Annotated in this window: 16 protein-coding genes and 5 pseudogenes; 10 read left to right on the top strand and 11 right to left on the bottom strand. The window is 67.5% G+C overall.

What is annotated here, in order from left to right:
* Window positions 1–48 precede the first annotated feature (48 nt).
* On the bottom strand, window positions 49–675 hold the full coding sequence (locus OIE75_RS00755) for a TetR family transcriptional regulator (RefSeq protein WP_329468977.1): 627 nt from the start codon (window positions 673–675) through the stop codon (window positions 49–51).
* Between the two features lie 121 nt (window positions 676–796).
* Between OIE75_RS00755 and OIE75_RS00750 the strand changes: the two genes are divergently transcribed.
* Both OIE75_RS00750 and OIE75_RS00745 read left to right on the top strand, forming a co-directional pair.
* Window positions 797–1,789: an aldo/keto reductase gene (locus tag OIE75_RS00750; protein WP_307008781.1), complete on the top strand. Its 993-nt coding sequence runs from the start codon at window positions 797–799 to the stop codon at window positions 1,787–1,789.
* A 182-nt stretch (window positions 1,790–1,971) separates the two neighbouring features.
* Window positions 1,972–2,352, top strand: a pseudogene (locus OIE75_RS00745) (helix-turn-helix domain-containing protein); the annotation flags it as partial.
* 1,217 nt (window positions 2,353–3,569) lie between these two features.
* Here the strand turns inward: OIE75_RS00745 and OIE75_RS00740 are convergent.
* The 4 genes from OIE75_RS00740 to OIE75_RS00725 form a co-directional block, all read right to left on the bottom strand.
* Window positions 3,570–6,959, bottom strand: a complete 3,390-nt coding sequence (locus OIE75_RS00740) for a hypothetical protein (RefSeq protein WP_329468976.1) — start codon at window positions 6,957–6,959, stop codon at window positions 3,570–3,572.
* A gap of 5 nt (window positions 6,960–6,964) precedes the next feature.
* Window positions 6,965–7,453, bottom strand: coding sequence for a hypothetical protein (locus OIE75_RS00735; RefSeq protein ID WP_329468975.1), 489 nt, complete (start codon window positions 7,451–7,453; stop codon window positions 6,965–6,967).
* Window positions 7,454–8,084: 631 nt separating this feature from the next.
* A complete protein-coding gene (locus tag OIE75_RS00730) occupies window positions 8,085–8,546 on the bottom strand; it encodes a hypothetical protein (protein ID WP_307008778.1) in 462 nt (153 codons plus the stop codon).
* Between the two features lie 80 nt (window positions 8,547–8,626).
* A complete protein-coding gene (locus OIE75_RS00725; RefSeq protein WP_329468974.1) occupies window positions 8,627–9,088 on the bottom strand; it encodes a hypothetical protein in 462 nt (153 codons plus the stop codon).
* A 505-nt stretch (window positions 9,089–9,593) separates the two neighbouring features.
* Here OIE75_RS00725 and OIE75_RS00720 point away from each other — a divergent pair.
* Both OIE75_RS00720 and OIE75_RS00715 read left to right on the top strand, forming a co-directional pair.
* Window positions 9,594–9,812, top strand: a complete 219-nt coding sequence (locus OIE75_RS00720; RefSeq protein ID WP_329468973.1) for a hypothetical protein — start codon at window positions 9,594–9,596, stop codon at window positions 9,810–9,812.
* A gap of 232 nt (window positions 9,813–10,044) precedes the next feature.
* Window positions 10,045–10,722 (top strand): annotated as a pseudogene (locus OIE75_RS00715) (transposase family protein); the annotation flags it as partial.
* Window positions 10,723–11,056: 334 nt separating this feature from the next.
* Here the strand turns inward: OIE75_RS00715 and OIE75_RS00710 are convergent.
* Both OIE75_RS00710 and OIE75_RS00705 read right to left on the bottom strand, forming a co-directional pair.
* On the bottom strand, window positions 11,057–11,752 hold the full coding sequence (locus tag OIE75_RS00710) for an LmeA family phospholipid-binding protein (RefSeq protein WP_307008775.1): 696 nt from the start codon (window positions 11,750–11,752) through the stop codon (window positions 11,057–11,059).
* A gap of 160 nt (window positions 11,753–11,912) precedes the next feature.
* Window positions 11,913–14,165, bottom strand: a complete 2,253-nt coding sequence (locus tag OIE75_RS00705) for an MMPL family transporter (protein ID WP_329468972.1) — start codon at window positions 14,163–14,165, stop codon at window positions 11,913–11,915.
* Between the two features lie 101 nt (window positions 14,166–14,266).
* Between OIE75_RS00705 and OIE75_RS00700 the strand changes: the two genes are divergently transcribed.
* Entirely contained in the window at window positions 14,267–14,881 is a 615-nt protein-coding gene (locus OIE75_RS00700; protein WP_307008773.1) for a TetR family transcriptional regulator, read from the top strand.
* A 96-nt stretch (window positions 14,882–14,977) separates the two neighbouring features.
* Here the strand turns inward: OIE75_RS00700 and OIE75_RS00695 are convergent, their stop codons facing one another.
* Window positions 14,978–15,430: a hypothetical protein gene (locus OIE75_RS00695; RefSeq protein ID WP_329468971.1), complete on the bottom strand. Its 453-nt coding sequence runs from the start codon at window positions 15,428–15,430 to the stop codon at window positions 14,978–14,980.
* 164 nt (window positions 15,431–15,594) lie between these two features.
* Complete coding sequence (locus tag OIE75_RS00690) at window positions 15,595–16,929, bottom strand: alkyl sulfatase dimerization domain-containing protein (protein WP_307008771.1); 1,335 nt, start codon at window positions 16,927–16,929, stop codon at window positions 15,595–15,597.
* Between the two features lie 124 nt (window positions 16,930–17,053).
* On the opposite strand from OIE75_RS00690, the gene OIE75_RS00685 reads away from it, so the two are divergent.
* From OIE75_RS00685 to OIE75_RS00675, 3 genes and pseudogenes are all read left to right on the top strand, one after another.
* Complete coding sequence (locus tag OIE75_RS00685; protein WP_329468970.1) at window positions 17,054–18,232, top strand: PucR family transcriptional regulator; 1,179 nt, start codon at window positions 17,054–17,056, stop codon at window positions 18,230–18,232.
* Window positions 18,233–18,839: 607 nt separating this feature from the next.
* Window positions 18,840–19,255: pseudogene (locus OIE75_RS00680) on the top strand (transposase family protein); the annotation flags it as partial.
* A 37-nt stretch (window positions 19,256–19,292) separates the two neighbouring features.
* Window positions 19,293–19,541, top strand: a pseudogene (locus OIE75_RS00675) (hypothetical protein); the annotation flags it as partial.
* A gap of 37 nt (window positions 19,542–19,578) precedes the next feature.
* On the opposite strand, the pseudogene OIE75_RS00670 reads toward OIE75_RS00675, so the two are convergent.
* A pseudogene (locus OIE75_RS00670) lies at window positions 19,579–20,401 on the bottom strand (IS5 family transposase); the annotation flags it as partial.
* 411 nt (window positions 20,402–20,812) lie between these two features.
* Here OIE75_RS00670 and OIE75_RS00665 point away from each other — a divergent pair.
* On the top strand, window positions 20,813–21,352 hold the full coding sequence (locus OIE75_RS00665) for a GNAT family N-acetyltransferase (protein ID WP_307008769.1): 540 nt from the start codon (window positions 20,813–20,815) through the stop codon (window positions 21,350–21,352).
* A 662-nt stretch (window positions 21,353–22,014) separates the two neighbouring features.
* Here OIE75_RS00665 and OIE75_RS00660 read toward each other — a convergent pair.
* Window positions 22,015–22,641, bottom strand: a complete 627-nt coding sequence (locus OIE75_RS00660; protein WP_329468968.1) for a TetR/AcrR family transcriptional regulator — start codon at window positions 22,639–22,641, stop codon at window positions 22,015–22,017.
* Window positions 22,642–22,782: 141 nt separating this feature from the next.
* Between OIE75_RS00660 and OIE75_RS00655 the strand changes: the two genes are divergently transcribed.
* Entirely contained in the window at window positions 22,783–23,733 is a 951-nt protein-coding gene (locus tag OIE75_RS00655; RefSeq protein WP_329468966.1) for an alpha/beta fold hydrolase, read from the top strand.
* Window positions 23,734–23,911 lie beyond the last annotated feature (178 nt).

The raw sequence follows: 23,911 nt of genomic DNA, 5'->3' as shown, positions 1-23,911 counted from the left end.
CGGAAGCACCCGGAGGTGTGCGTCAAACCAGGCGGTTTGGGTGTTGTCTCAGTCCGGACGAGGGAATATGCGCTCGACTGCGGTCACCAGTGCGGCGCGGCGGGCGGTGATAGAGGGGTCCACGGCCTGGTCTGTGGCGGCGGCGATTTCGGGCTGACCTGCCCAGGTCATGGCGATCTGGTTGATCAGGGCGAGGACGTCGACCGGGTCCCAGCCCGGGTCGAGCAGCCCGGTGCGCTGAGCGTCGCGGAGTTTGTCGAGCTTGCCGGTGATCGTGGCCTGGAGGGGGCTGGTGGTGCTGTCTGTGGACTCGGCCAGTTCCAGGCGGCCCCACGTGATCAGGCGGTAGTGGTCCGGACGGGCCGTGAAGTGGTCGAAGAGGATGCCGGCATAACCGGGCAGGTCGGCCGGATCCAGCTGAGTCGCCTCGACGAGTGCGGTCGTCTCGCGTTCGGCGACGTGCGTGTAGAGGGCTTCCTTGCTGCGGAAGTAGGCGTAGACACGTTCCTTGCTCGTCCTGGCCTGCTTGGCGATGCGGTCCACGCGGGCGCCAGCGATCCCGTGCCGGGCGAACTCATCCTTGGCTGCGGCGACGATCCGTTGGCGCGTGGAGTCGGTGGACTCGCCCGAGGCGGCGGCGTCCGGGGTCTGGCCAGGGCTGGTGGAGCGAGGCATGAGCCCAGGATAGGCCACCGAACCGTTCGGTTTTGCGCGGCGCTCGGACAGGCGTAGGGTCACACCAAACAGTTTGGTTTGGTCGGCCACGGGCTGCCGACATGACACGAGGAGCGATCTCATGCAGTACCGCACTCTGGGACAGCAGGGACTGCGCGTCTCCGCGCTCGGACTGGGCGTGATGGGGATGTCCCTGGCCTACGGCCCCTCGAACGACGAGGACGGCACCTCCACCATTCACCGTGCCCACGAACGCGGAGTCGACTTCTTCGACACCGCAGAGCTGTACGGCCAAGGCACCGGCAGCAACGAGACGCTGCTCGGCAACGCAGTCCACGACTTCCGCGACGAGGTCGTCCTGGCCACCAAGTTCGGCTTCGACATGACCAGCAAGACGTTGGGGAGCGGCGTCAACAGCCGCCCGGAGAACATCCGCGAGGTCGCCGAGAACAGCCTGCGCTACCTCCAGACCGACCGCATCGACCTCTTCTACCAGCACATCTCCGACCCCGACGTACCGGCCGAGGAGGTCGCCGGCACTGTCGGTGACCTGATCACCGAAGGCAAAGTGCAGTACTTCGGCCTGAGTAACGTCGGCCCGCAGTACATCCGCCGCGCCCACGCCGTCACCCCGGTCACAGCCCTTCAGTACGAGTACTCGATCTTTGAACGCGAGGTAGAGGACCAGATCCTGCCGGTCCTACGGGAGTTGGGGATCGGCCTGGTGCCGTACGCGCCGCTCGGACGCGGCTTCCTCTCCGGTGTGGTCAAGCCCGCCGACGAGTATGCCGAGGACGACATGCGCCGCTGGGACGAGCGCTGGCAGGGCGAGAACTACGCCTACAACCTGAACGCCGCCGAGCAGCTCCGAAAGCTCGCCGCCACCAAGGGCATCACCCCCGCCCAGCTCGCCCTGGCATGGCTGCTCGCCCAGGGCGAGGACGTCGTCCCGATCCCGGGCACCCGCAACGCCACACGTCTGGAGGAGAATGTCGGCGCCACCGACGTAGAACTCACCGAGGCCGACCTGGCCCGTATCCGGGAGGTCCTCCCTCAGGGATCCGCAGGCAGCCGCTACCCGGCCTCGGTGATGGCCGGCTTCCGCACCGACTGACAGCCCGTACTCCAAGTTGGGCCGTCCTGGGCAAGCGGCGGCGAGCAGCGGCAGCGTGTCCTCCCGGGTGGAGCTTTGACCGGGAGGACACGCCGACGCGCGCACCAGCCACAGCGCGCCCTGCTCCTCCCGGTCATCCTCGGGGTCCACCACTGACGGAAGAACCGGCGGGGTTTCCGGCGATGCGACAAGCAGGCCCTCCCAAGATGCGGGCAAAAAGGGCCTGCGATAGCCCCGACCCCCGCCGAGCGCGAGCGGCTGAAGAGAATGGCCTACGGTCAAAAGCCGAGCACCGGCTGCGCATGCGGGCTCAAGTGGCCCTGCACGCGGCGCGTGGGCGCTCCAACGCGCGCATCGCCCGTGAGACCGGATTACACCTGGACACCGTGCGGACCCGGCGAAACCGATTCGCTGCGCTGGGACTCACTGGTCTAGCCGACCGCAAGCGCTCCGGCCGTCCGCCCCGCTTCACCGCCTTGCAGGTCGCCCCGGTCAAGGCTCTGGCTAATCCACTGCGCAGCGCCGGGTTCTTGCACCGAACGATATGGGGCTGTGCGGAGCTGAGTGCGTTCCTCGAGGGGAACGCCCCTGAAGGCGGGCATGCGCCACAGCTGCTGATCGGTGATCATATGGTGGCGTTCGTTGCCGACCAGCGTCCCGTGCCGCCAACGGTCTCCCGCCGTTGGGCCGCCGGTGCAGCACCCGCGGCCCTCACGCGCGCCGTGCGACGGTGGGGACGGACGCGACTCCGGGCAGCCCGGACGCCCACGGGTGGCGCAGTTCGTCGGCGACGCGGGTACGACGCTGGCCTTCCATGCTGAGGGCGATGAGCTGGTCGTTGATTGTCGGGGCCGTCGAACTCGTGCACATCTCTCGGTCACTCGGCACAGAGCGTCACAAGCTCGATATGACGTCTGCTGACGACCTCAAAGAAAGCGCGATGGCTCACCGGACCGGCGTTCCCATCCCGCCGCCGAGGCGGCGGACCGCGGCTGGGCGAGTACGCCTGTACATGCTGCTCCGCGGCGCGGTGCACCGCCGCCTATTGGCCCTCTACGCCCTGTGGGGGGGGGCTTACCATCGTGGTCGACCTGGCGGTCCTGCAAGTCATTCTCCTCTGGGCCGTACGAGCGGGCCCCGGCCCGAAGCCCTGCCTTGCATGGCTCACCATGCAAGGCACCCAGCTCGCCATGTCCTTCAGCACCTTCAACTTCGGGCTGCGGCTCAGGTCTCTGCAAACACTGACCCGCTGGGAGAGCGAGTCGAGCTGGCTGCCCGGATGAGCCTGCGCCCCGCCGACCCAACCGCCGGCCCCGGCCAGCTGTGGTCGGAGCCGCGCGCCGACGGGCAGAGTCTGGTCGGCTCAAGCCCCGTTCTGGTGCGGGCGATACGAAAATTTGTGGCGGCGGGCTCAGAACACAGCCTGCATGGCGTGGAACAGGGCCCCACTGGCGCGTTCGCGGTCGAGTTCTGCGCCTCGGCGAACACGTCCACGATGCGGTGGCCAGCCCTGAGCAGGTCGTCCGCTTCGAGGCGCGTCAGCGCGCGGGACTTCAGCAGCGTACCGCCGCCGTGGACGGGGTCTCCCGCCTACCCCTCGGGGGCGACGGCTGTCAGGGGCTCGCCGCTGGCACGCAGGATGTTCCGGGCACCATGGATGAAGGTGTCGGCTGGGTGCGGCCCAGCTCCCGGACGGTCGCCGCGGCGGCATCCAGCACCCGGCTCGACAGCGTGTGCGTCAGCTCCCCGCAGGTGGCTTCCTGCCTCTGGCTCTTGAGGTTCAGGGGGGCGTGTTGTCGCGGGCGGCGAGTCGAACGCGTACCTCGGCTGCTTGGTTCATCGCGGCGCGTGCTTCCTCCTCCCGCCCTCGTTCGTGGAGGACCTGCGCCAGCGTGTCCAGCACGATGGCGAGGTTGGGCTCGTGTCTGGCCGGCTGGTCGCGTGCCAGCCTGCCCAGGATCTCGACGGCCTGGCGTGCAGGCTGCAGGGCATCCGCCGGGCGTAACCGCCGGAGGTTGACCGCCAGGAGGTGCCGCGTCGCTGCGAGGGCCGGCCCGTGCTTGGCGAAGTCGTCCCGCGCGAGACGCCCGTAGATGTAACCCGCCTCCTCTGCTTCGGCTGCCGCCTCTGTGTACCGGCCGCACCTTTCCAACTTCTCGGCGTGGTATTTCAGCGCGAGCGCGAGGTGATCGTGGTGCTCCGCACTTTTACCGAGTGCCAGCCGACGGCGGATCTCGACTGCCTCTGCACCAGCGGCCAGAGATTCCCTCGATCGGCCCAGGTTCCACAGCGCCTCGCTCAACAGCTTCAGCGTGACGGCCAGGCCCTGGTCACGGTTATGCGCGTCGCCGCAGGGCCGCTGACGGTACGCTGCCGCTATCCGGCTCAGCATGGCGACGGTCTTGTCCTGCGCCACCCCGTAGGCGTCGTCAGGCCGCTCGTCCTGCGCCAGGCTTGCCCCGTCGTTTGCCACCAACGCCAACGTCGCTCCCAGGCACGCTTCCAGCAGTCGACTACTGGCGTGATCCCGCTGGAGTTCCTCGGCAAGCTCGCCAACTACGTCCAGAGCCTCGTCACACCGGCCCAGCATCACCAGGATGCTGCCCCTGGCTGCCAATATGCCGGTGAGGTAGTCGTATCGAAGGGTGCCGTCGTCAGAGGATCGGAGCCAGCCGATGACATCACGCTGCCCGGCGAGGACAAGCTCCCATCGTTCCAACCGACGCAGCAACTCGTCAGTCACGAAGAAGGCGTTGAGCAGCGTCGGCCCGGTGGCAGCGGGGTTGGCCCGCGCCTCGCCGAGGAGCGCCTGCAGGAGCCCCTCCATGCCTACCGCCGTATCGTCTTCGGAGCCCTGCACCCAGACCAAACCGAGCGTCAGGTTGACCGTCTCGCTCCAGGCGTCGCTGTCATGCGGTCTCTCCCGCTGGTTGCGGAGGGTCCGCACTGCCTCGTCGAGAGCGGCAAAGGCCGGTTCGGCACGCCCGAGTCGCAGCAGCGTCGCTGTCTGGCTGGCCAGCGTGAAGTGAAGCACTTCTTCGTATTCCTGTTCGGCGGGGTTGTCTCGGGCCAGCAGCCGGGCGCCGTCAACCGCCTCGCCGGCGAGAGCCGCAGCCTGCTCCGGCTCCGACGCCGCCAGGTTGCTCGCGAGGTTCACCAGCGTCATCGGCATTGCGCTCGCGTACTTGCCCGGGTCCTTGTGCGTCAGTCGACGGCAGATGTCGGCGCACTCGCGTGCGAGGGCCAACGACTCGTCCGCCGCTCCCAGATGCGGACCGAAGACGGTGGTCACGGCAAGCGCGGCGGCGAGGGCCTCCTCGTGTTCGTCGCGGTTGTCGTGGGCCAGCCGGCGGAAGATTGCGACGGCCTCGTGGAACGCCGCCAGAGCCTCGTCCGGACGGGCGCGGGCGGGCCGTAACGCATCGCCGCCGACCGACAGGGGCATCGTGGCAAGCTCGTCCGGCAGGTGCACCATGCCCAACGTGACCAGGATCTGGGCGAGGGTCAGCAGCGACCAGGCGAGCCTCAGCTCGAATGCCTGCGGGTCGGCCTCGGCCAGTGGTCGGTACAGTTGTGTGGCCTCCCTGAGCGCGGCGGCTGCCTCCGTCTGCCGGTTGGCCCGGTCGAGCCAGTGACCCAGGACGTCGTGCAGCTTGGCGCGGTCGGCGGGGTCGGCGACCGTCGGCAGCCGGTGCCGGGTGAGGCGGTCGGTGAGATCTGCCGCGGCGACAGTGAGATCGCCGACCGCATCCCTCGGGTCCTGCGGGAGGAGGCGCTCAAGTCCCTCCAGGGTGGCGATCAGGTGGGGCCAGCGTTCGCTGGCGGCGGTGAGGAACGTGATCGCGCGGGCGGCATACGGCGGCAGCGCCCCCTCGCCGGCCGACGGGGTGAGCAACACCTCGGGGGCGCTGTCGGCCCAGGCGTCAGGTCTGTGGTGGGGCAGGTCATGGCCGGGCAGGCACAAGGCCAGGAAGTCCTCGGCGAGACGGTCGGGGTAGAGGGGTTCCAGTACTGTGCGGGGGTCGGTGGGCGGGTAACAGAAGGTGTGGTCCGTGAGCGCCCGGTCGACCTCGCCACCGATGCCGACGGCTTCCAGAGCGGCCCTGGCGTCCCGGTAGCCCAGAGGGCCGGTGAGGGCGGCGGTGAACACGGTACGGCGCATTTGGACTGGCGGGGTGTTGAACGCCGTGCGCCCGCCCGCCAAGGTGTCGTCGGTGCCGTGGAGGGTGTGCCAGTGCAGGCTCTCCCGCTCCAGCAGGTAGGCGGTCAGGGCCATCATGTCCTCGCGCGACGCCTGCGGCTGGGGCGCGCCGCGGGCGTGGCGGTCAACAGCGACCAGCGCCGCCATGTGCACGGTGAGGGTGAGGCCGAACTCTTCTCGGTCCAGCCATTCGGGAACGCCGATCGGCACCGTTTCCGGTAGCCCGTAGTGGCGGGCGAAGCAGTCGCGTGCGGCGACGAACATGCTGCTGCGAGCGTCCCGGGCGCTGGGCAGAGCGCCCAACGACTGGCTGGTGCTGGCCTCGGGCGGCCAGCCGGCTTGGGTGAGAGCGTGGCGCAGGGCGGGCCACACGTGCTCGTTGCGCGCGACGAGCAGCACCCGCACCGGCACGTTCTGGTTGAGTACCTTGTTGCTGAACAGCCATGTCAGGTGGGTCAGTGGCCAACGATCGGCGTAGTCAACCAGCATGAGCAGCCCGCGGGCGGACCCGACGCGCAGGTCGTGGTTGGTCGGCTCCTTGGCGTCGACCACCCGGGCCGGCGTGTGCTCCGCGACGATCACCTTCCACCCGTCATGGGCGGCTAACCCGGCGAGGTGGCCGGCCAGGCGGGTCTTGCCCTGGCCGCCGAGGGCGTGCAGCCAGCGGACCGCACGCCCACCGCTGTCCCGCCAGGCGGTCAGATCGCCGACCTCGCCGCCCCGGCCGGTGAAGTCCACGACGGCGTGACGGGCGTTGAGCAGGTGGCTCGGCTGGGCCGGCAGGCCCTGGCCGTCCGTCGCGAGTCTCAGGTCCGCCTGCCCACTTGCCTCTTTGAGCAGGTAGACCGGTCTGCCGTCGCCGAAGACATGCAGGTCCGCGCCAATCACTCCGTAGCCGAAGCCGCTTTCGACCCACACTTGCTGGTGTACGCCCTGTGGTCGCCCCATCGGGCCGAACGCGCCGTCCAACACAGTCACGGTTGGCTGTCCGAGCTGTCGTCTGCCGCACCCGGTTGCTGTTCGGAGTGTTGCCTGCCGAACGCGGAGGAGGGGGACTCGTGATAGATGATGTCGCCTCCTTGTACCGCGAACTGCCGGGAGTTGTCGCGGGCGATGTTGTTCTGCACCCACTGCTGCTGAGGGGCGGGCAGCTCATCACGTACATGGGTGATGAGTTCCTGCAGTTCGGCCTCGGTCCCGGGGTGCTCTTCCAGTAGCCGGTGCAGTTCCATCTGCCATAGCGGCACCAGCGCCTGCCGGGCCAGGTCTGGATCGTCGGCCCGCTCCACCAGGATGACGTTGCCGTCCAGTTGCGCCTCGATGGCTGTCTGACGCTGGGCCCCCTGGCGGCCGAACAGCCGTGCCGTGCTGTCGCGGGCAGTCTGCCAGGCATCGGTAGCCATGGCCCCTACCAGGGCCGTCCCGCCGCTGGCGGCCAATGCCGCTAGGGCTTCGGTCAACATCGGGCGCTCCTCTCGCTCTCATCGGTGATCTTCCGGTTTCGCCGAGTTCTCGGCAGCGGTCCTGCCGATGTCGACTTCCGTACAGTTCGGGTGGTCGGTCGACGTGGCTCAAGACCTTGCGTTCGTCGTCGGTGGGCTGGTTGCAGGCCCTCAAGTTCTCCAGCAGGCGTGGCCGACGAGCTCCGCGCCGGTGACGAGGTCTTCGCCGTCGCACAGCCGGGCCAGCACCCGGTTCTGGATCAGCTCGTCTTCATGGACAACACGAGCCACGGCACGTCCGCCTCTCTCGCACACCCTGCGACGACCACACCAGCACACTCAACAGGGAAACCAACGAAACTCACCCAATGCTGGACGCACACAATGCAACCCGTCCCGCAAACGACAAAAAATCCGTGAGTCTTTTCAGCCTTGCCTCTGCAGGGTGAGGACGGCTCTGGCGATGACGCTCATGCGGTTGGGCTTGATGCGGGACCGAGGAGGTTGTCGCGGATTTCGACAAGCCGGGGACGTTCTGTCGCGTGGACGATCAGGGCGGGGCACCGGACACAAGCTTCTCTGAACTATCGCTTGGTTTCCGCCGAATGAGCTGTCGAGCTCATCCATGCCGGTAGGCGCGGGCCTCACGACTTCAGCACATCTTCCCGATCTTCAATGCTCGCGCCCGCTCTCCACTGTTCTCCGGGCGGATGCGCTCGGCCAGGCAGTGCCGGTGGGAGATGATGGTGTGGCTTCCTGGACCGTCGCTGCTGCGCGAGTCCAGGACGAGGGCGTCTCCACCTGGGCCCAACGTGATCGGTTCACCACAGAAGTCGCAGCTCCAGACCAGCGACTCCAGGTCGGCAGGTCGGATGCTGAGCCGCACTGACACCGGCGGATGCCAGCGGTGGATTTGCTCGATCACTGCATCGATCTGTGAACCGATGGGTGGAAAGAGCGCGAGTAGTTCGTCGTGACTGCTCGTGGTCTGGGAGAACTGCTGGATCATGTCGACAGAGGCCGACAGGCCAGCGTTCTCGTAACCAACAATCTCAACGAGCACACCCCATGGGTGATGGCTGAGGACCCTGGCCTGCACCTTCTGGCCAGGCATGAGCGCCAGACTCTCTGTCTCGAATCTTCCCATGAACCGCTTCCCCATCCCTTAGCCCGGCAGGCCGCGCCTGGTGGCGCTCATGCGCGCGCGTCGTCGATGTCGGAGCCGATCACGGCGCTCAGGGCTTGCAAAGCGTCATCGTATTGGTGACGGCCGAACTGGAACGGACCGAATGCCGCATAGTCGCGGGCCTTGCGGTGAGGTTGCTCAAAGGTGTCCCAGGTCACGAAGTTGGCCGTCGCGGTGATGCGGGCCATGAGGGGCCAGCATCCCCACTCGCCGCATTCACAACCGAGACCGGGTGTCTTCGGCCCCATCGCGGTGGTGGACCGTCCGAGGAAGTGATCCTGCATCGGTCCGAACCGGCAGAACTCCGGGATCAGACCGCCGTAGGCGTCGCCTGCTGGCTGCATCCCGGCGGCGATCTCGAACCCGTCGATCAGCTCGGTCAGTGGTGCTCCGTCGATGCGGGAGACGATCACGAGCGGGCCGCCGTCGCCACGGTGCTGGCAGTCGAACCGGATGTCATGGCTGGTCATCCAGTGATTGTGTCAGCGACCCCGTTCCCTCCGCCTGGGTTGGTTGAGCTGGGGCAATGCGTGGCATGAGCCAGGTTCATAGAGCGGCGGCATCGCGCATGCTCTTCAGCACGTACAACTTGACAGAGAAACGGCTGGGTGGGGCAGCCGAGACGTCCTAGAGGTCACACTCGTCGCCCCGCAACTGGGGCGTACCGGGTGGCGCCACCGGCCGGCCGCATCGCGGGCGACGTCCACGGCGACTGCCACGCACCGGACACGCCCCGACCTGTCCGCAGGATCCGTGCCGCTGTTCGGCGCGTAGCGGAGGCGTGGTCAGGGTTGTGGTAGATGCTGCACGTCCCCGCGTGCTGAGCACAGGCCTGGATGATCCGGCGGGGGTGGCAAGACGGCCGATCCGGCCGATCTGTGGGATATGTGCAGCCATCCTCACGGAACGCTGAGGTCTCGGCCATGCGTGCTGGCTACAACCTCCCTGGGGGTCGTTCTCTTCAGGGGGTCGGGTGTGCTGACGGTCAACGTAGCGGTGCTCCTGGCGGTCATCATCGTGGTGCGGCTGCGTCGGCGGACTCAGGCCCGCAGCCGCATTGACGAGAAGCTGACCGTGCTGACCGTGCTGATCGTTCTGGTCTTCGGCATCCTCGTTGCCCCGACCGCGTTCGGGCAGGGCGTCTTGGGCATCGTGGGACAGCTCGCCTCCGGCATCAGCGACTCCAGCCGCTGACCGCCAGATCGGCAGCCGCACACGCTCGCCTCGCCTCATGCCCTTAAGGGGGTTTCATCCTTTTTCACGCGTTTTATCTCAATGTGGGATGCTATTGGCCCATGAGAGGGGCAGTGAGCCTTTCCCAACCTGACTGGGATGTCTGAGCGTTGGAGGTGGAGGCTCTACGCAACGACGAAGCTCCTGGTAGACGGGTTCTCGACCAAGATCACCCGTGTCGCCAGGAGCTTCCGTGCTTGTCTACCCGTCCTCGATCGGTCTGTCCAGCAGCACGCTTCGGCACCTGACCAAGCAACTCGCAGCCCGGCGACGGGAGATCGGTACGCGCTGGCGGCGACTGCCTGCCGGCCGCCAGGCCCTGCTGGCCTTGGCCCACCTGCGGTGCGGCGACACCTACGCCCAGCTGGCCACCTGGTTCAAAATCGGCATCGCGACCGTCTACTGGTACATACGCGAGGCGATCGAAATCCTGGCCGCTCTCGCACCAACCCTGGCCAAGGTGATGGAGGCGGTCCGGAAGAAGGCTTTCGTGATCCTGGACGGCACCCTGCTGCCGATCGACCGGATCACTGCGGACACGCCCTACTACTCGGGCAAGCACAAACGTCACGGCATGAACGTGCAGGTCCTCACTGATCCGTTCGGCCGACTGCTCTGGGCCTCGGCCGCCCTGCCAGGCTCCACCCATGACCTGTCGGCCGCCCGAAAGCATGGGATCGTCGACGCGCCCGCCACCGCAGGAGTGAAATGCCGGGCGGACAAGGCGTACCAAGGGGCCGGCCCGCACATCCGTGTCCCCTTCCGGGGCCGCCGGCTCAAGCGGTGGAAGCGACGTCACAACGGCAGCCACGCCAAGATCCGGTGCGTCGGCGAGCAGGTCATGGCCGCCCCGAAGAACTGGCGCCTGCTAGCGACAACTCTCTGACCAGCCCCAAAAGCCACGACCACGACCCATCCACTGACACCAACCCGAGGGATCGCATGCTGTCAGGCCTGGAGGAGCTTGAAGACGTCCTCGAAGCGGTCGAGGTCGCGTCGTCGATCTGGGCGAAGAACTCGTCCTGATCGCGGGTGAGCTGATGTGCCGGGCCGACGTAGTCGATGGGCCGGGGACCATAGGCTTCGCGGTTCTGCTGCGATGGTCCCAGTGGTCGCAGAGCCCCAGGCGGGCTCCGGTTGGCGACGAAGCTGCCAGAAGTAGCGGATGGGGAGTCGACCGTGCGTCTGGCAGGAGTGGCCGTCGCTCAGGCGCCGGAAAGTGTGCTGGGACCGCCCGTCAAGGTGATGTGCAGGCCGTCTGGTTGAACGTCTGCGACGCTGGCCTTGAGGCCGAGGGGGTAGGTCTGCTTGACGCCGGAGGCCCTACCGAGGTCGCCGTCCTTCATCCCGAGTCGGCTGGTGGGGACGGTGCGCCCGAAGACGGTGAGCCCGTCGACGGCGAGGGATGCCTTCCCGTCCTTGAGGACGGGGTGCAGCGTCAGCAGTCCGATGCCGCCTGAACCGACGGCGGCGGTAATCGTGCCCGAGCCGGGGTCGGTGGTGACGGAAGAGACGGGCACGGACGGGGCGGTGGCCTGGATCGCGTCCGCGATGGACTGGGTGGGGACGGTGACCTGGACGTGGGTGCTGTCGACGGTGGCTTTGCTGCTGTTGAGGCGGACTGCGTTCAGTTGTGCCTGCACGGCGACCTGGGACAAGGGCCCGAACTTGGCGCTGTCGCTGCTGATGTCGAGCTGCGGGATGTGCTGGTCGACCACCAGGCTCCACAGCGCCCAGTCGCCGCCCATGCTGACTGTCATGTTACCCGCCAAGCCGGGGGCGGCTTTCGCGACGCGATCGTGGATCACGCCACGGGCCGCGAGTTCGCCGGCGCCGGCGGTAATGGCGGCGGCGAGGAGGGTGCATGCGGTAATCGTGGCGGTGCGGTGTCGGCGCGCCATCGTCCATATCGTGGATGTTCGCTGGTTCATCACTTTTCCGCTCGGGTGGTGCGGGCTGCGGTTCGGGCGTGCGGGGTGGGGCTTTCTGGGGTGATCTCGGAAGGATCCGGCCTTCGACGACCGGCACTGGGCCCTGGAGAATCCGTCATCGCTGCCTCTCTCATTTGCTCATCGTCGGTTCCTTGTCGGGCGGCGGTGCGAGCCGTGCCTCGGTCGCGGACGCGGCGCCTCGGTCCGTCGGCACCTGGTGCAGGCTTTCGCCCTCGATGTCGAGGTCGGGCAGTCGGCGGGCCAGCCAGCTGGGGAGCCACCAGGCCGTGTGACGGGTCAGGGTGAGGATGGCCGGGACGAGGGTCATCCGGATCACGAATGCGTCCAGGAAGACGCCGGTGGCCAGGGCGAAGGCGGTCTGCTTGAGCATCTGGTTGTCTGTGGTGAGGAATGCGGCGAACACCGCGACCATGATCAGGGCCGCTGAGGTGACCACCCGCGCGCTGTGTCGGGCGCCGCTGTGCACGGCGCCGATCGCGTTCCTGGTGCGGACGTAGTCCTCGCGCATCCGCGAGACCAGGAAGACCTCGTAGTCCATGGCGAGTCCGAACAGGACGGCCAGAAGGATGATCGGCAGGAAGCTGCTGACCGGCCCGGCGCGGTCCACGCCCAGCAGGTGACCGAAGTGGCCGAACTGGAAGACCCCGACCACGGCACCGAGGGTCGCCGCGGTGGAGAGCAGGAAGCCGACCGCGGCCTTGAGCGGGACCACCAGCGAGCGGAAGACCAGAAGCAGCAGGAGCAGGGACAGGCCGACCACGACGGAGGCAAAGGGGATCATCGCCGAGTCGAGCTTGGCTGAGACGTCGATGCCGACGGCCGTGCTGCCGGTGACGCTGATGCTGGCGCCGGTCTTCTGCTGGATCGAGGCCTCGTCGGCGCGGATGGTGTTGACCAGCGTCTTGGTGGCCTCGTCGCTGGGCGCGCTCTTGGGGATGACCTGGATCAGTGCGGTGTGCGTGGTTGGGTTGGCGATCGGGTTCCCGACGGCGGCGACGTCGGGCAGGGCGCGGATCGTGGTGGCGATGTGGTCGGCGGCGGCAGTGGGGTCTGTTGTGTTTCCGGTGTCGGCCAGGACGAGGAGCGGGCCGTTGACGCCAGGGCCGAGTTCCTGGCTGATCTGGTCGTAGGCGAGGCGCTGCGAGGAGGTGGCGGGCGCGGTGCCGTTGTCGGGCAGTGCCAGGCGCAGGCTGTGTGCGGGCCAGGCGAGCGCGAGGAGGGCGGCAGCCACGGCTACGACGGTCACCAGCGGGCGGCGAGTGATCAGCCGGAACCAGCGCTCTCCGGTGTTGGCGGGCCTGCCGTCGGTGCGAGCCAGCGCCTGCTCGCGGCGCAGCGCGCGGGTGCCGGGCCTGGGGGTCAGGCGTGCCCCTGCGAAGCCGAGCAGCGCGGGCAGCAGGGTGACGGCGACCAGGACGGCGGTGAGAACGGCTCCGGCAGCGGCCAGTCCCATGACCGTCAGGTACGGGATGCCGACGACGGAGAGTCCGGCCATGGCGATGACCACGGTCAGCCCGGCGAAGACAACGGCGCTTCCGGCGGTGCCGACGGCCAGGGCGGCCGATTCCTCGGGCTCGGCTCCGTGCGCGAGCTGGGATCGGTGGCGGCTGACGATGAACAGCACGTAGTCGATGCCGACAGCCAGTCCGATCATCAGGGCCAGGCTCTCCGCGGTTGAGGAGATGGCTGTCAGGCCGGTGAGTGAAAGCATCCCAGCGATGGCGGTGGTCACCCCTGCCAGAGCACTGACCAGCGGTATCCCGGCGGTCAGCAACGAGCCGAAGGTCAGTGCGAGGATGATGAGCGCGACTCCGATGCCGATGAGTTCGGAGCTACTGGACTCCGACGTGGCCGAGCCGAGGGCCGTACCGCCGACCTGGACGTCCAGCCCGGACGTGTGTGCGCTGCTCACCGCGGTCTTCAATGCGTCGACGGAGTCGGTCTGCAGGCCGCTCTGCGGTACTTCGTACTGGATCTGCGCGACGGCGGTGGAGCCGTCGGCGGAGATGGTGTGGGCGGAGACGGGGTCGATGACCTTGGCGACCTGGGGTGCGGATTTGGCGGCGTCCAGGGCGGTGTTGATCGCGGCGAGGCTGGCGGGGTCGGTCACCTTCTGCCCGGCGGGGGTGGTGAACACGACCTGCGCGCTGGTGCCGGAGAAGGAGGGGAAGTCGGTCTTCATCCGGTCCAGTGCCTGCTGGGACTCGGAGCCAGGGACGGAGAAGGTGTCGTCGAGCTTGTCGGTACCGCCGAAGGCGATCATGCAGCCGACGACGGCGGCGATCAACGCGAGCCAGAGCGCGAGGACGCGTCGTCGATAGCGGAAGGCCAGGCGTCCCAGACGTGAGAGCAATGCGGGCATGACGGTCTCCGTAGCAGGGGTGGTGAGCCGGTCTCAAAAACTGGCAGTCCTGCCACATTAACAGAAGTGACAGGACTGCCAATTCTTGGGATCATCCGGGGATGGAGACGTCAGCAACCGACCCCGGACGCCGGGAACTGAACAAGCGGCGCACCCGCCAGGCCCTTGAACGGGCGGCGGCTAGGTTGTTCGAGGAAAAGGGCTACGAGGCAACAACCGTGCGTGATATTGCCGAGGTCGCAGGTGTGGGCGAACGCACCTTCTTCCGCTACTTCCCCTCGAAGGAGAGCCTGATCCTGCAGCAGGCTCAGGACCTCGTGCTGCTCGTCGGGGACGAGCTGCGCTCCCGCCCGGCGACGGAGCCGCCCCTGGTCGCCCTGCGCAACGCCATTTTGGAACTCGCTGCGCGCCGCGGGAGCGCCCCGGCGATCCTGTTCACCGGCGTCCAGCCGCCCGGCCCGCCCGGCCGCGGTGAGCGCTTCCTCCTGTTCGATCTGGAGGAGGTGCTCGCAGCCGCCTTCCTGGACCGGCTCGCCGCCGCCGGTTCTGATCCGGCGGATCGCGAGAGCCTGCTCCGAGCGTCCGTGCTGGCCCGCGCGGGTGTGGGAGTCCTGCGCGCGGTCCGGCTTGCCTTCAGTCGCCTGCCCGAGGCGGAACGCGACTCGGCCGAGGTTGTCGACCTGGTACGCAAGGGGTTCGCGGTACTGGAGAGGTAGCGCGTGCCGGGTGCCACGTGGTGGGAACGCTCTGCCGGGTAGTGCCGGATGCGGGTTGACGGCACCAGTCACGGGTTCAACCGGCGGGTTCCGCTGCTACCGGCCGGGAGTGCGCCTCGGCGAGGGGTGGACTTCCGCGTGTCCGGCTTCATGGCGCCGCTGCAGCACGGGCCCGCCCAGCGCGATCGCGAGGAACAGGCCGGCACCGATGACCAGATGTGCGTTCGAGGTCCACCGGTGCAGCAGATACTCCGCAGCGAGAGCGGCCACGACCAGCAGCAGCTTGCCAAGGACCAGCTGCCGCAGCGGCAATCGGAACGGCTGACCGCCTCCAGACCTACCCTGCCCCCGCCGGGAAGCCCGCCGCTGGAGCAACTGGACCACCGCCGACAACACCAGCATCTGGACCAGTACCCCGGCCGCGTGTTCCCAGGCCGGGCCGTGGGCATCGAAGGCCCAGCGCCAGCCGAAGTAGCCGCCGGCGAGGAGATAGAGAAGGCGGTATCTGCGGCTGGACCTCACCCGAAGCACCGGGTCCGTACCCGCCATGGCAACTCCTTCGTTCGGGACCGCGGGAGCGGGCGTGCACTCAGCCCACAGAAAGGTGGTCAGGAGACAGAACGCGGCATGACCGCCGCAGAGGCGCGGGAAGCCGAGCCGTGCACCCGAGGGAGAGGCCGACAGCCGGCTTCCCTGGCGAGCGCGGGTGTGGACTACTCGCCCGCCATCTCCCGGGCGGCACTCGCCGCTTCAGCCTCGAGGCTCACAAGCCGAGCAGTCGGAGCAGCCATCGTCCCGGGATCACCGACGCGTTGACGCGATTCAGCGGCGGCCCAGGTGAAGATTCCGCGCGCCATCAAAGAGGCCTCGGCTGCGGCGCGGGCCTCGTTGACCTCGGCGCGGGCGGCATGCACGGCCGGGTCGTCCGGAGCTGCCTGGACCGCCAGCTCGGCCAGGTGACCAGCCAGCCGGAGCTCACCGGCATCGGCGTAGCGGCGGGCGGCGTCAGTGAGGATTGCCGGACCGCCGGTCAGCTCGGCGACGGCGGCGGCGATCCGAGCGTCGGGCGCCGGCTTGAGATGGGCCGGGTTTCCGTCGTACCAGCCGGCATAGCGCCGCCACAGGTTGCGGACGATGAACTCCGGCTCGTCGTACTTGGCCTGGAGGTACACCCGGTCCGCGAGGTGCGCCGGCGGGCGCACTGAGTGGATGAGTTCGTCCAGCCGGGCACCGGAGTTGATGCCCGCGAGAGTCTGCTCTATCAGGCTCTCAAGCCACTCGGCGGTATCGGTGAGCGCCTGACAGATCCGGTCAGCGCCGAAGACGGGTGCGCCGTGTGAGGGCAGCATGATCTCTGCGCCCAGTGCCGCCATTCGGCGCAGTGCGAGGGCCCACTCGCGCGGGTAGCGCTGGACCTTCTGCGGGTTGCCGCAGTTCGGTGTCACCCAGATGAACATGTCACCGGGGCAGAGGATGCGCTGCTCGGGCAGCCAGGCGACGGTGGCGTCGTCGGTCTCGCCCCGGACATGGAAGAGCTCAAAGGTCAGGCCGCCCCGGGTCAGGGTCATCGCGTCCCGGTAACTGACGTCGGGCCTGCGGTACTCGCCCGGCCAGGTCAGTTCCGGCATCTGGAACTGCCTCTGGTTGATCACCGCGTTGTAGCCGTTGGTGAGCACATACCGATCAAAGCGTTCGCTGATCCTTTCCTGGGCGACCACCATCGGCCGGGCATGTTCCTCCGCGTCGAAGGGCGCCATGCCGAAGACGTGGTCTATGTGCCCGTGCGAAAAAATGGCGGCGCTCACCGGGAGCGTGCTCCACGCGCGGACAGCGCTGTGCAGCGCACCGGCGCCCAACGGGTTTCCACTGTCGAACAGAACGATCTCGCCGTCGCCCTGGAAGGCAATGACGTTTCCAAAGCCGGGGTGGAAGCCAACGCCGTCCATCACCTCCAGTATCCCGGCGCCAGCCAGCCCCGTGTGCACGATGCTTTCATCGGCAGTCCCACGCCAAACCTGGTCGGCGTAATTCGTGAGGGAGAGACTCATGCCACTTCCCGATGCAGTAGGCCGGGCAACCCCGGTGAATGTCCGCTTGGGCCCCCACCCTCACCCAACCGAGAGGCCCGGCCAACCACCCGGAACGACACCCGCTCCCACCTATCCTTGTGACATGTCACAACAGGTGCCCGAGGGGGTGGCCCGGCTGGCCGCCCGGATCGAACCACAGGTCAACCGCCTGGCCCGGCACATAGTCGAACGCCAACGAGCCGAAGTGCCCGGCTTTGACCGGCTGCCCAGCAGCATGCAGGATCTCGAGATTGCCGCGACCGCCCGCCACGCAGTCCGCGGATTCCTTGACCGCATCCAGGGCCAACCTGATGCCGACACCGAACTGTTCCGCAGGCGCGCCGTCCAACGCGCCGAGGAGGGCATACCCCTGGCCCGACTGCTCCGGACCTACCACGTGGGCGTCGAGGTGCTACTGGACGCACTGAGCGCGGAGACCCACCCCGGTGAGGAGGCCGACCTGCTGTGGCTCGTCCGGCACCTGTTGCGGGCACTCAACGTCACCGTCGAGGAGGTCACCGAGGCATATCTTGCAGGACTTGCTGTGGAACACGCCTCCATGCGGGAATTGGCCTGGGCGCTGATCCGCGGCGAGCAGCCCGAGGAGATGGCAGCGCGCTGCGGTCTGGCACTCGAACCCGCCTACCTGGTGCTCAGCATCCGCACCACCGAGCCTCCCGAACCACTGATCGCGCGACGACTGCTGCGCCAGGTTGTGGCACAGTTGGCTCCGCTGACCGATAGTCGCGTGCTGAGCCTCCAGAACGAGTTCGGCGGCCACGTACTGCTGCCGGCAGGCCTCCCACCGCAGGACATCGCACGGCGTCTGGCCACCGGGCCTGGGCAAGCCCCGGTCGTCGGCGCCGCACCCGCCGCCACTCCGGGCGACGTACCTGCCGCAACCGAACGCGCCGACCTCATCGCGACACTCGCCGGACGGCCCGGCGTGCACCAGCTCCAGGACGTCCTCCTCGACTACTGCATCGCCCGCCCCGCGGACAGCGCCACCGAACTGGCAGCGATTCTGGAACCGCTTGATCGCCATCCTGAACTAGCCGTGACGCTGGCAGCCTTCCTCGACTGCGATCTCGACCGACGCCGCGCCGCCCATGCACTAGGCGTGCACCCCAACACCGTCGACAACCGGCTTGCCCGAACCACCGAACTGACCGGCCTAGACCCGCGCACCACGCGCGGCGTCCAGCTCTTCGGAGCCGCCTTCGCCATCCGCCGCCAACCCCAGCCGAGACTCGAAGCTCCTCGCCACACAAACGTACGCTGAAACGCCGACGACGAGTCGCGGGCCCAGGTTACTGAGCCCTTTCCAACTTCACGTCGCGCTTCTAGGTCGGCACTCACCCCGTGGGTGGCGCTGTCGAATCTGTAGCGGGTTATGCAGGGGCCGCTGACTTGGGAGGATCCGCTCATGGGGGACAGTACGTTTGGGTCGGCCGGGGCGAACGCAGGCCTTGAGTGCCAGATCTACGTCGCCGCTCCCAACCGTGATCGGTTGATGGAGCGGCTGGCAGCGGCACTGAGCGTGTCGCTCGGACCAGATCACATGATCTCGTACGGATGCGTCGAGGTGGAGTGGGAGCATAACGACTACGAAGGCACTGGCGCTCACGTGGAGTTCCTGGACTGGCACTCGCTCCTTGTGTGCCAACCTCATCGCGACGCCACAACAACTGCTGTCGTGTCGGACACGGCAACGGTTCTGGAAGCGGGCCGGGGGGCCGGTTACCGGGCCGTCCCCGTTTGCGATTACGAAGATCTTCTGCAGAAGCCGGGCACTGAACCTCGGCCAACCTGATGGGTGGTTGGATCGGTGTCCCCGGCGGGGGCATGAAGAAAGCTCCTGGTAGACGGGTTCACGACCAAGATCACCGGCCCGCCAGGAGCCGTACTACTCGGGGAAGAAGCACCACGGCATGGACGTGCAGGTCATCGCCGATCCGGCCGGGCGTTTGATCTGGGCATCGGACGCGCTGCCGGGAGCCACGCACGATCTGACCGCGGCCCGGATCCACGGCATTCCCGCCGCTCTCGCCGCTGACGGCGTCAAGTGCTGGGCGGACAAGGCCTACCAAGGTGCGGGTGCTGCCTTCCGCGTCCCGTTTCGGGGCAAGAACCTTCGCGCCTGGCGCCGGCGTCACAACCGGGACCACTCTCCAGTATCCGCAGTCTCGGCGAACGTGCCATGGCGATCCTCAAGTGCTGGCGACTCCTGCGGAAGCTCCGTTGCAGCACCGCCCGAATCACCGCGATCGTCCGAGCGGTCGTCACCCTCGAACTCGCCAGCTGATCAAGATGGAAGAGGCTCAGTGACAAGATGTGCTTACGTTGACCCCCACGTCTACGACGATGAGATCAACCCTGGCGCGGCGGCATGGTTCAAGCCGTCGGCCACTCATCTCCTCGCTCGCGTCTCCGGTTATCTGGAGATCCTGTCCGCGCACGGCGTCGAATGCCGGGCTCTGCGTTCCGTAGACCCGGCGCGCGTCATCTACGAGGACGACGTGCAGATCGTGGTCGTGCCACATGCACTGGACGCGAGTGACGCCGATGAGAGCGCCAACACCCAGACGTGACGTGGCACGCGGCCGGGTTGTGCGTCTGTGTCGCGCCAGTTCGGGTGGATTCTCGGGTGAGTCTGCGGCTTATGAGGTCGATCATGGCGATGTGGATCATAGCTTCGGAGCGGTTGGGGGGTGGGTTTCGTAGTAGCGGGCGAGTCGGCGGTGGTGCATGAGCCAGCCGAAGGTCCGCTCGGCCACCCACCGTCGGGGGATCACCTTGAAGCCTTTGATGCCGGCCTCGCGCTGGACGACTTCGACGTCGATGCCAAGGTGGGCGCCGTGCTCGATGGCTTTGGTGCGGTAGCCGGTGTCGGCCCACGCCTTGGTCACACGCGGGTGGGTGGCGGCGATGTGGGACATCAGGTGCATGCCGCCGACGTTGCCGGAAACGCTCGCCGCGGTGACCCAAACGGTCAGGAGCAGGCCGAGGGTGTCTACCCCGATATGGCGCTTGCGGCCTGCGATTTTCTTGCCGGCATCGATTCCCTGGCTGGCCGCTTATTGCTGAAGGTCATCACGCTCGGCGCGTCCAGCACGCAGGCACTCGGCTCGCCGTCGCGGCCTTCGGCCCGACGGGCCAGGCGTCGCAGGAGACCGTTGAGCTGGTCGAAGACACCTTCCTTCTGCCATGTGGCGAAGTAGCCGTAGACGGCTTCCCAGGGTGCGAAGTCGTGCGACAGGTAGCGCCAGGGGATGCCGGTGCGGTCGACGTAGAGGATGGCATTCATGATGCGACGCAGGTCGTGGTCGGGCGGGCGGCCGATGTCCAAACCCTTGCCTCTCCGGTCGGCTCGCCAGGCGGTGAGTGTGGGGCCGATCAGTTCCCAGCGCGCATCGGACAGGTCGCTGGGATACGGGCGGTGTCGCGTCACGTTTCGGTAGTACCGTCCAGCAGGCCGCCGCCCCAGGGCGCAAACGAGGTCAAACGGGGGCGGGTTGGGATCAGACAGGAGCGGACGGAACGAAACGGGTTACCGACTGGCGACACGAACCCCCCAACCCCCATCAGGCACGTCTGCCCCAAAGGTCCCGTACCGGGGTTGACTCGAGAAACGTCACCAATCAACCCTGTCGGGACGAAACACTCTTTCAGTGCCTGTTCCATATCTCCGGTTCTGGGTGACGCTGGTGCCTATAGGCTGGGCCAGCGTCCGACGGTGCCGGGCGGCCCGGAGGGCGGGTGTGGGGGCTGTACTGAACGACTGAGGCCGGGAGCGAGTCCGCCACTGTCTACCTCGCCGGAGTCCACAGCGCCGCCATTTTCATGACTCTACGATCTTCGTATGAGCGAATGGGACCTGGCTGGCGATGAGCTGTCGACCGCCCGACTATCACTGCGGCGTCCGACCGAAGCCGACATCGATGCAATCTTCGCGATCCACAGTGACCCCGCAACCTGCCTGCACAATCCCTCCGACGCTCTCGCCCGGCCCGAAGAGGCCGAGGAGCTCTATCAGCGCTGGAACAACCAATGGCAGAGCTGCGGATACGGGTACTGGGTTGTCCGACGCCACAACTCTGCCCGGCAATTGGGGTTCTGCGGGGTCAAGTCCATGGACCTGAATGGCATGAACGTTCTCAACCTCTTCTACCGTTTCGCCACCTCGGCATGGGGCCAGGGCTTCGCCAGCGAGGCGGCGACCGCAGTGACCGACTGGGTATCGCGCCACGTTACCGACCTCCCGCTGATCGCCCGAGTCCGACCGGCTAACGCTGCCTCGCAGCGCGTGGCGGTACGTGCCGGCCTGATGCGGGCAGAACATCTCGACGGCCCCGGATACGACGGCTTCGACTGGATCTACGCAGCGAAACTGCCTGGCTGAGCGCACTCCGAGTGTGGTCCCTCGCCGAAGACCGTTCAGTGTTCCGAGCTGACCACGAGGTAGGCGGGCATCCGTTCTGCCGCGAGCGGTATCCGGCTAGGACGGGAAGCGTTATCCGGTCGCTGCCTGCCGACCGGCTCGCGAAGGCATGCGCTGATGATTCAGTCTGCGGACGCCGCGTCCTGGCCGCCTTCGACGACTGACCTGCGACAGGCTGAAGATCGCTTTGTCTGTCGTTGCGCGCCTGGCACACGTGCACCGCAACTGATCTACCGGCACGGCGATCTCCACGCCGCCGTACTGGCCCGCGCTGTGCAACCGTCGGCAGGCCCCTCGGGGCCCGAGGCCAGTCGCCGCTTCCTCCAGGCCGTACCTGGCTAACCTCGCCGACGCACCCGCCAGTTCCAGCAGTTCGTCGAGCTCGAACAACGGCTGTCCCATGTCCTCGGTCAGGAGGCCTGGCAGGCTGCTGGGCTCGGAGCTTTCACGACGCCGACGCTCTCGAGGAGAAGCTGACCCACTTCGAGCCGCGGGTTGCGGAGCTCAACTCGCGGCTTGGTGAACGCGATGAGGATCTGGCAGCCACTCGGGCCACCAACCGCGAGCTGATGTCCCAGCTCAACAGCACATCAGGCCGATGCCGGTGAAGCCAAGAGCGGAAGTCACCGGGTCGCAGGCGAGGTCTGGCTGCGATTGAAGATCCTGTCGAGGTGGTACTGGAGTGCCGCGGTGGCAGACTCCGGCGTGCGCTGTCCGACGAGGATGCTGGTGCCCAGGGTTGCCGTCATGGCAAGCAGGCTGATCGCCTCAGTGCGAGCGTCGGCTCCAGCATCGGCCCGGCCGGCCTCCTGTGCCTGTTGGATTAGTTGGGTGAGGGCATTCTCGGCGGCGTCAGGGTTGTCGATGAAGGGCTGGGCGGCGAGGGCCTCGTCGGTCACGGACAGGATCGAGTAGGAGCTGTAGAGAAGGTGGAAGATTCGGCTCTCCTCGTCGGTCGGCAGCGAGGCCAGCAGCAGAGCCTCGATAGTCGCGCGGGGGCCCGGGTCTTGGCCGGCAGCGGCGAGGCGGGCGCCAACGCGTGCGGTGAAGCGGTCGGTCAAGTGTTGGAGGCCGTGGAAGAGCAGCTTTTCCTTGGTCTGGAAGTAGTACTGCACCAGGCGCAGTGAGACGCCCGCCTCGGCGGCGACGTCACGCATGCCGACCGCGTGCAGGCCCTGCCGGCCTGCGACCTGGATGAGTGCTTCAGCGATCTGGGTGCGGCGTTCATCGTGGTCCACGCGCTTGGGCATCCGTGGTGTCTCCGGCCATGGTGGGTTGGTGGGATCCCTGTTCGCCGTCTGGTCCGGCTCAAGGGCTCCTTTTCATGGTACCGCCGTATCACTAATATGGTACGGTCGTATCATAAAGAGTGGATCGCACGGAGGTAGCCCATGTCCGAGAACACGCCCGGAACGCGCCGCGACATAGGGCGCTACGTCAACGACCAGTTGCGCGACCGCTACTTCGCCGCCTGCGACGTGCTGTATGCGAAGGGCGCACCGATCCGCTTCGAGACCGACGTGGAGACGAGCTTCGGGACGACTCACGTCTACCGGTACGGCCCCGCGGACCCGGCGGCCGAGTCCCGCACGCCGGTCGTCCTGATCCACGGCTCGGGCGGTTGCTCCGCGATGTGGTATCCCAACACGGCCGCGCTCAGCGCCCATCGCCCCGTCTACGCCCTTGACACCCCCGGTGACCCGGGCCGCAGCATCCACCGCGAACCGATGTGGCAACCCGAGCGGGCCGCCCAGTGGATAGACGAGGCCCTCGGCGCCCTCGGCCTCGACAAGGTCCACCTCGTCGGCTCCTCCTACGGCGGCTGGCTCGTCATCAATCAAGTCCACCGCCGCCCCGAACGGATCGTCTCTGTCACCGCCCTCGACCCGGGTGGGCTGGAGAAGGTGGGGCTCCGCTTCTTCGTCTGGATCTTCGCCAGCCTCTTCGCCACCTTCGCTCCCAAGCGGCTGCGCCCGGCTCTCGCCAAGTGGCTGGAACAGCCGGTCATATCCGATCCGGATCTGCGCGCCTGGATCCAGGCCGGCGTGAAGGCCTTCCGGATACGCCGTCCCGCTCCACTGCCGCTGTCCGACGCCGAGCTGGGCTCCATCCGGACGCCGTTCTACCTGATCATGGGTAAGCGCAGCCTGCTGGTGCACCCGAAGCGTCAGCTCGAACGCGTTCCCCGGGTGATTCCCGGCGCCCGCGCCGAGATCGTCGCCGCGACCGGACACGGGCCGCAGATCGACCACCCCGACCTCGTCAACGCCCGGATGTTGAGTTTCATGGAGGACATCGACTCCCTCCACCCGGTGACGCCCCGGGACGTCACCGATGCCTAGCCGGTGAGGAATTCGGAACCACTCGCGGAGCGTCAAAGGGAGACAGCAAAACCTGGACCTCTCGACAATCGCTGTGGGCCTTCGCCCAGGTCACGATGGCCCGTTTGCTGTGCCGCTGAGCATGGGGATCTCGATCTGGCGGGCGAAGCATTGGCCGAAGTGGAACGGATGGCAGGGC

This window comes from Streptomyces sp. NBC_01723 (assembly GCF_036246005.1).
Classification (GTDB): domain Bacteria; phylum Actinomycetota; class Actinomycetes; order Streptomycetales; family Streptomycetaceae; genus Streptomyces.
Note: the sequence above shows the minus strand (reverse complement) of the source record. Positions and strands in the feature narration are given on the sequence as shown.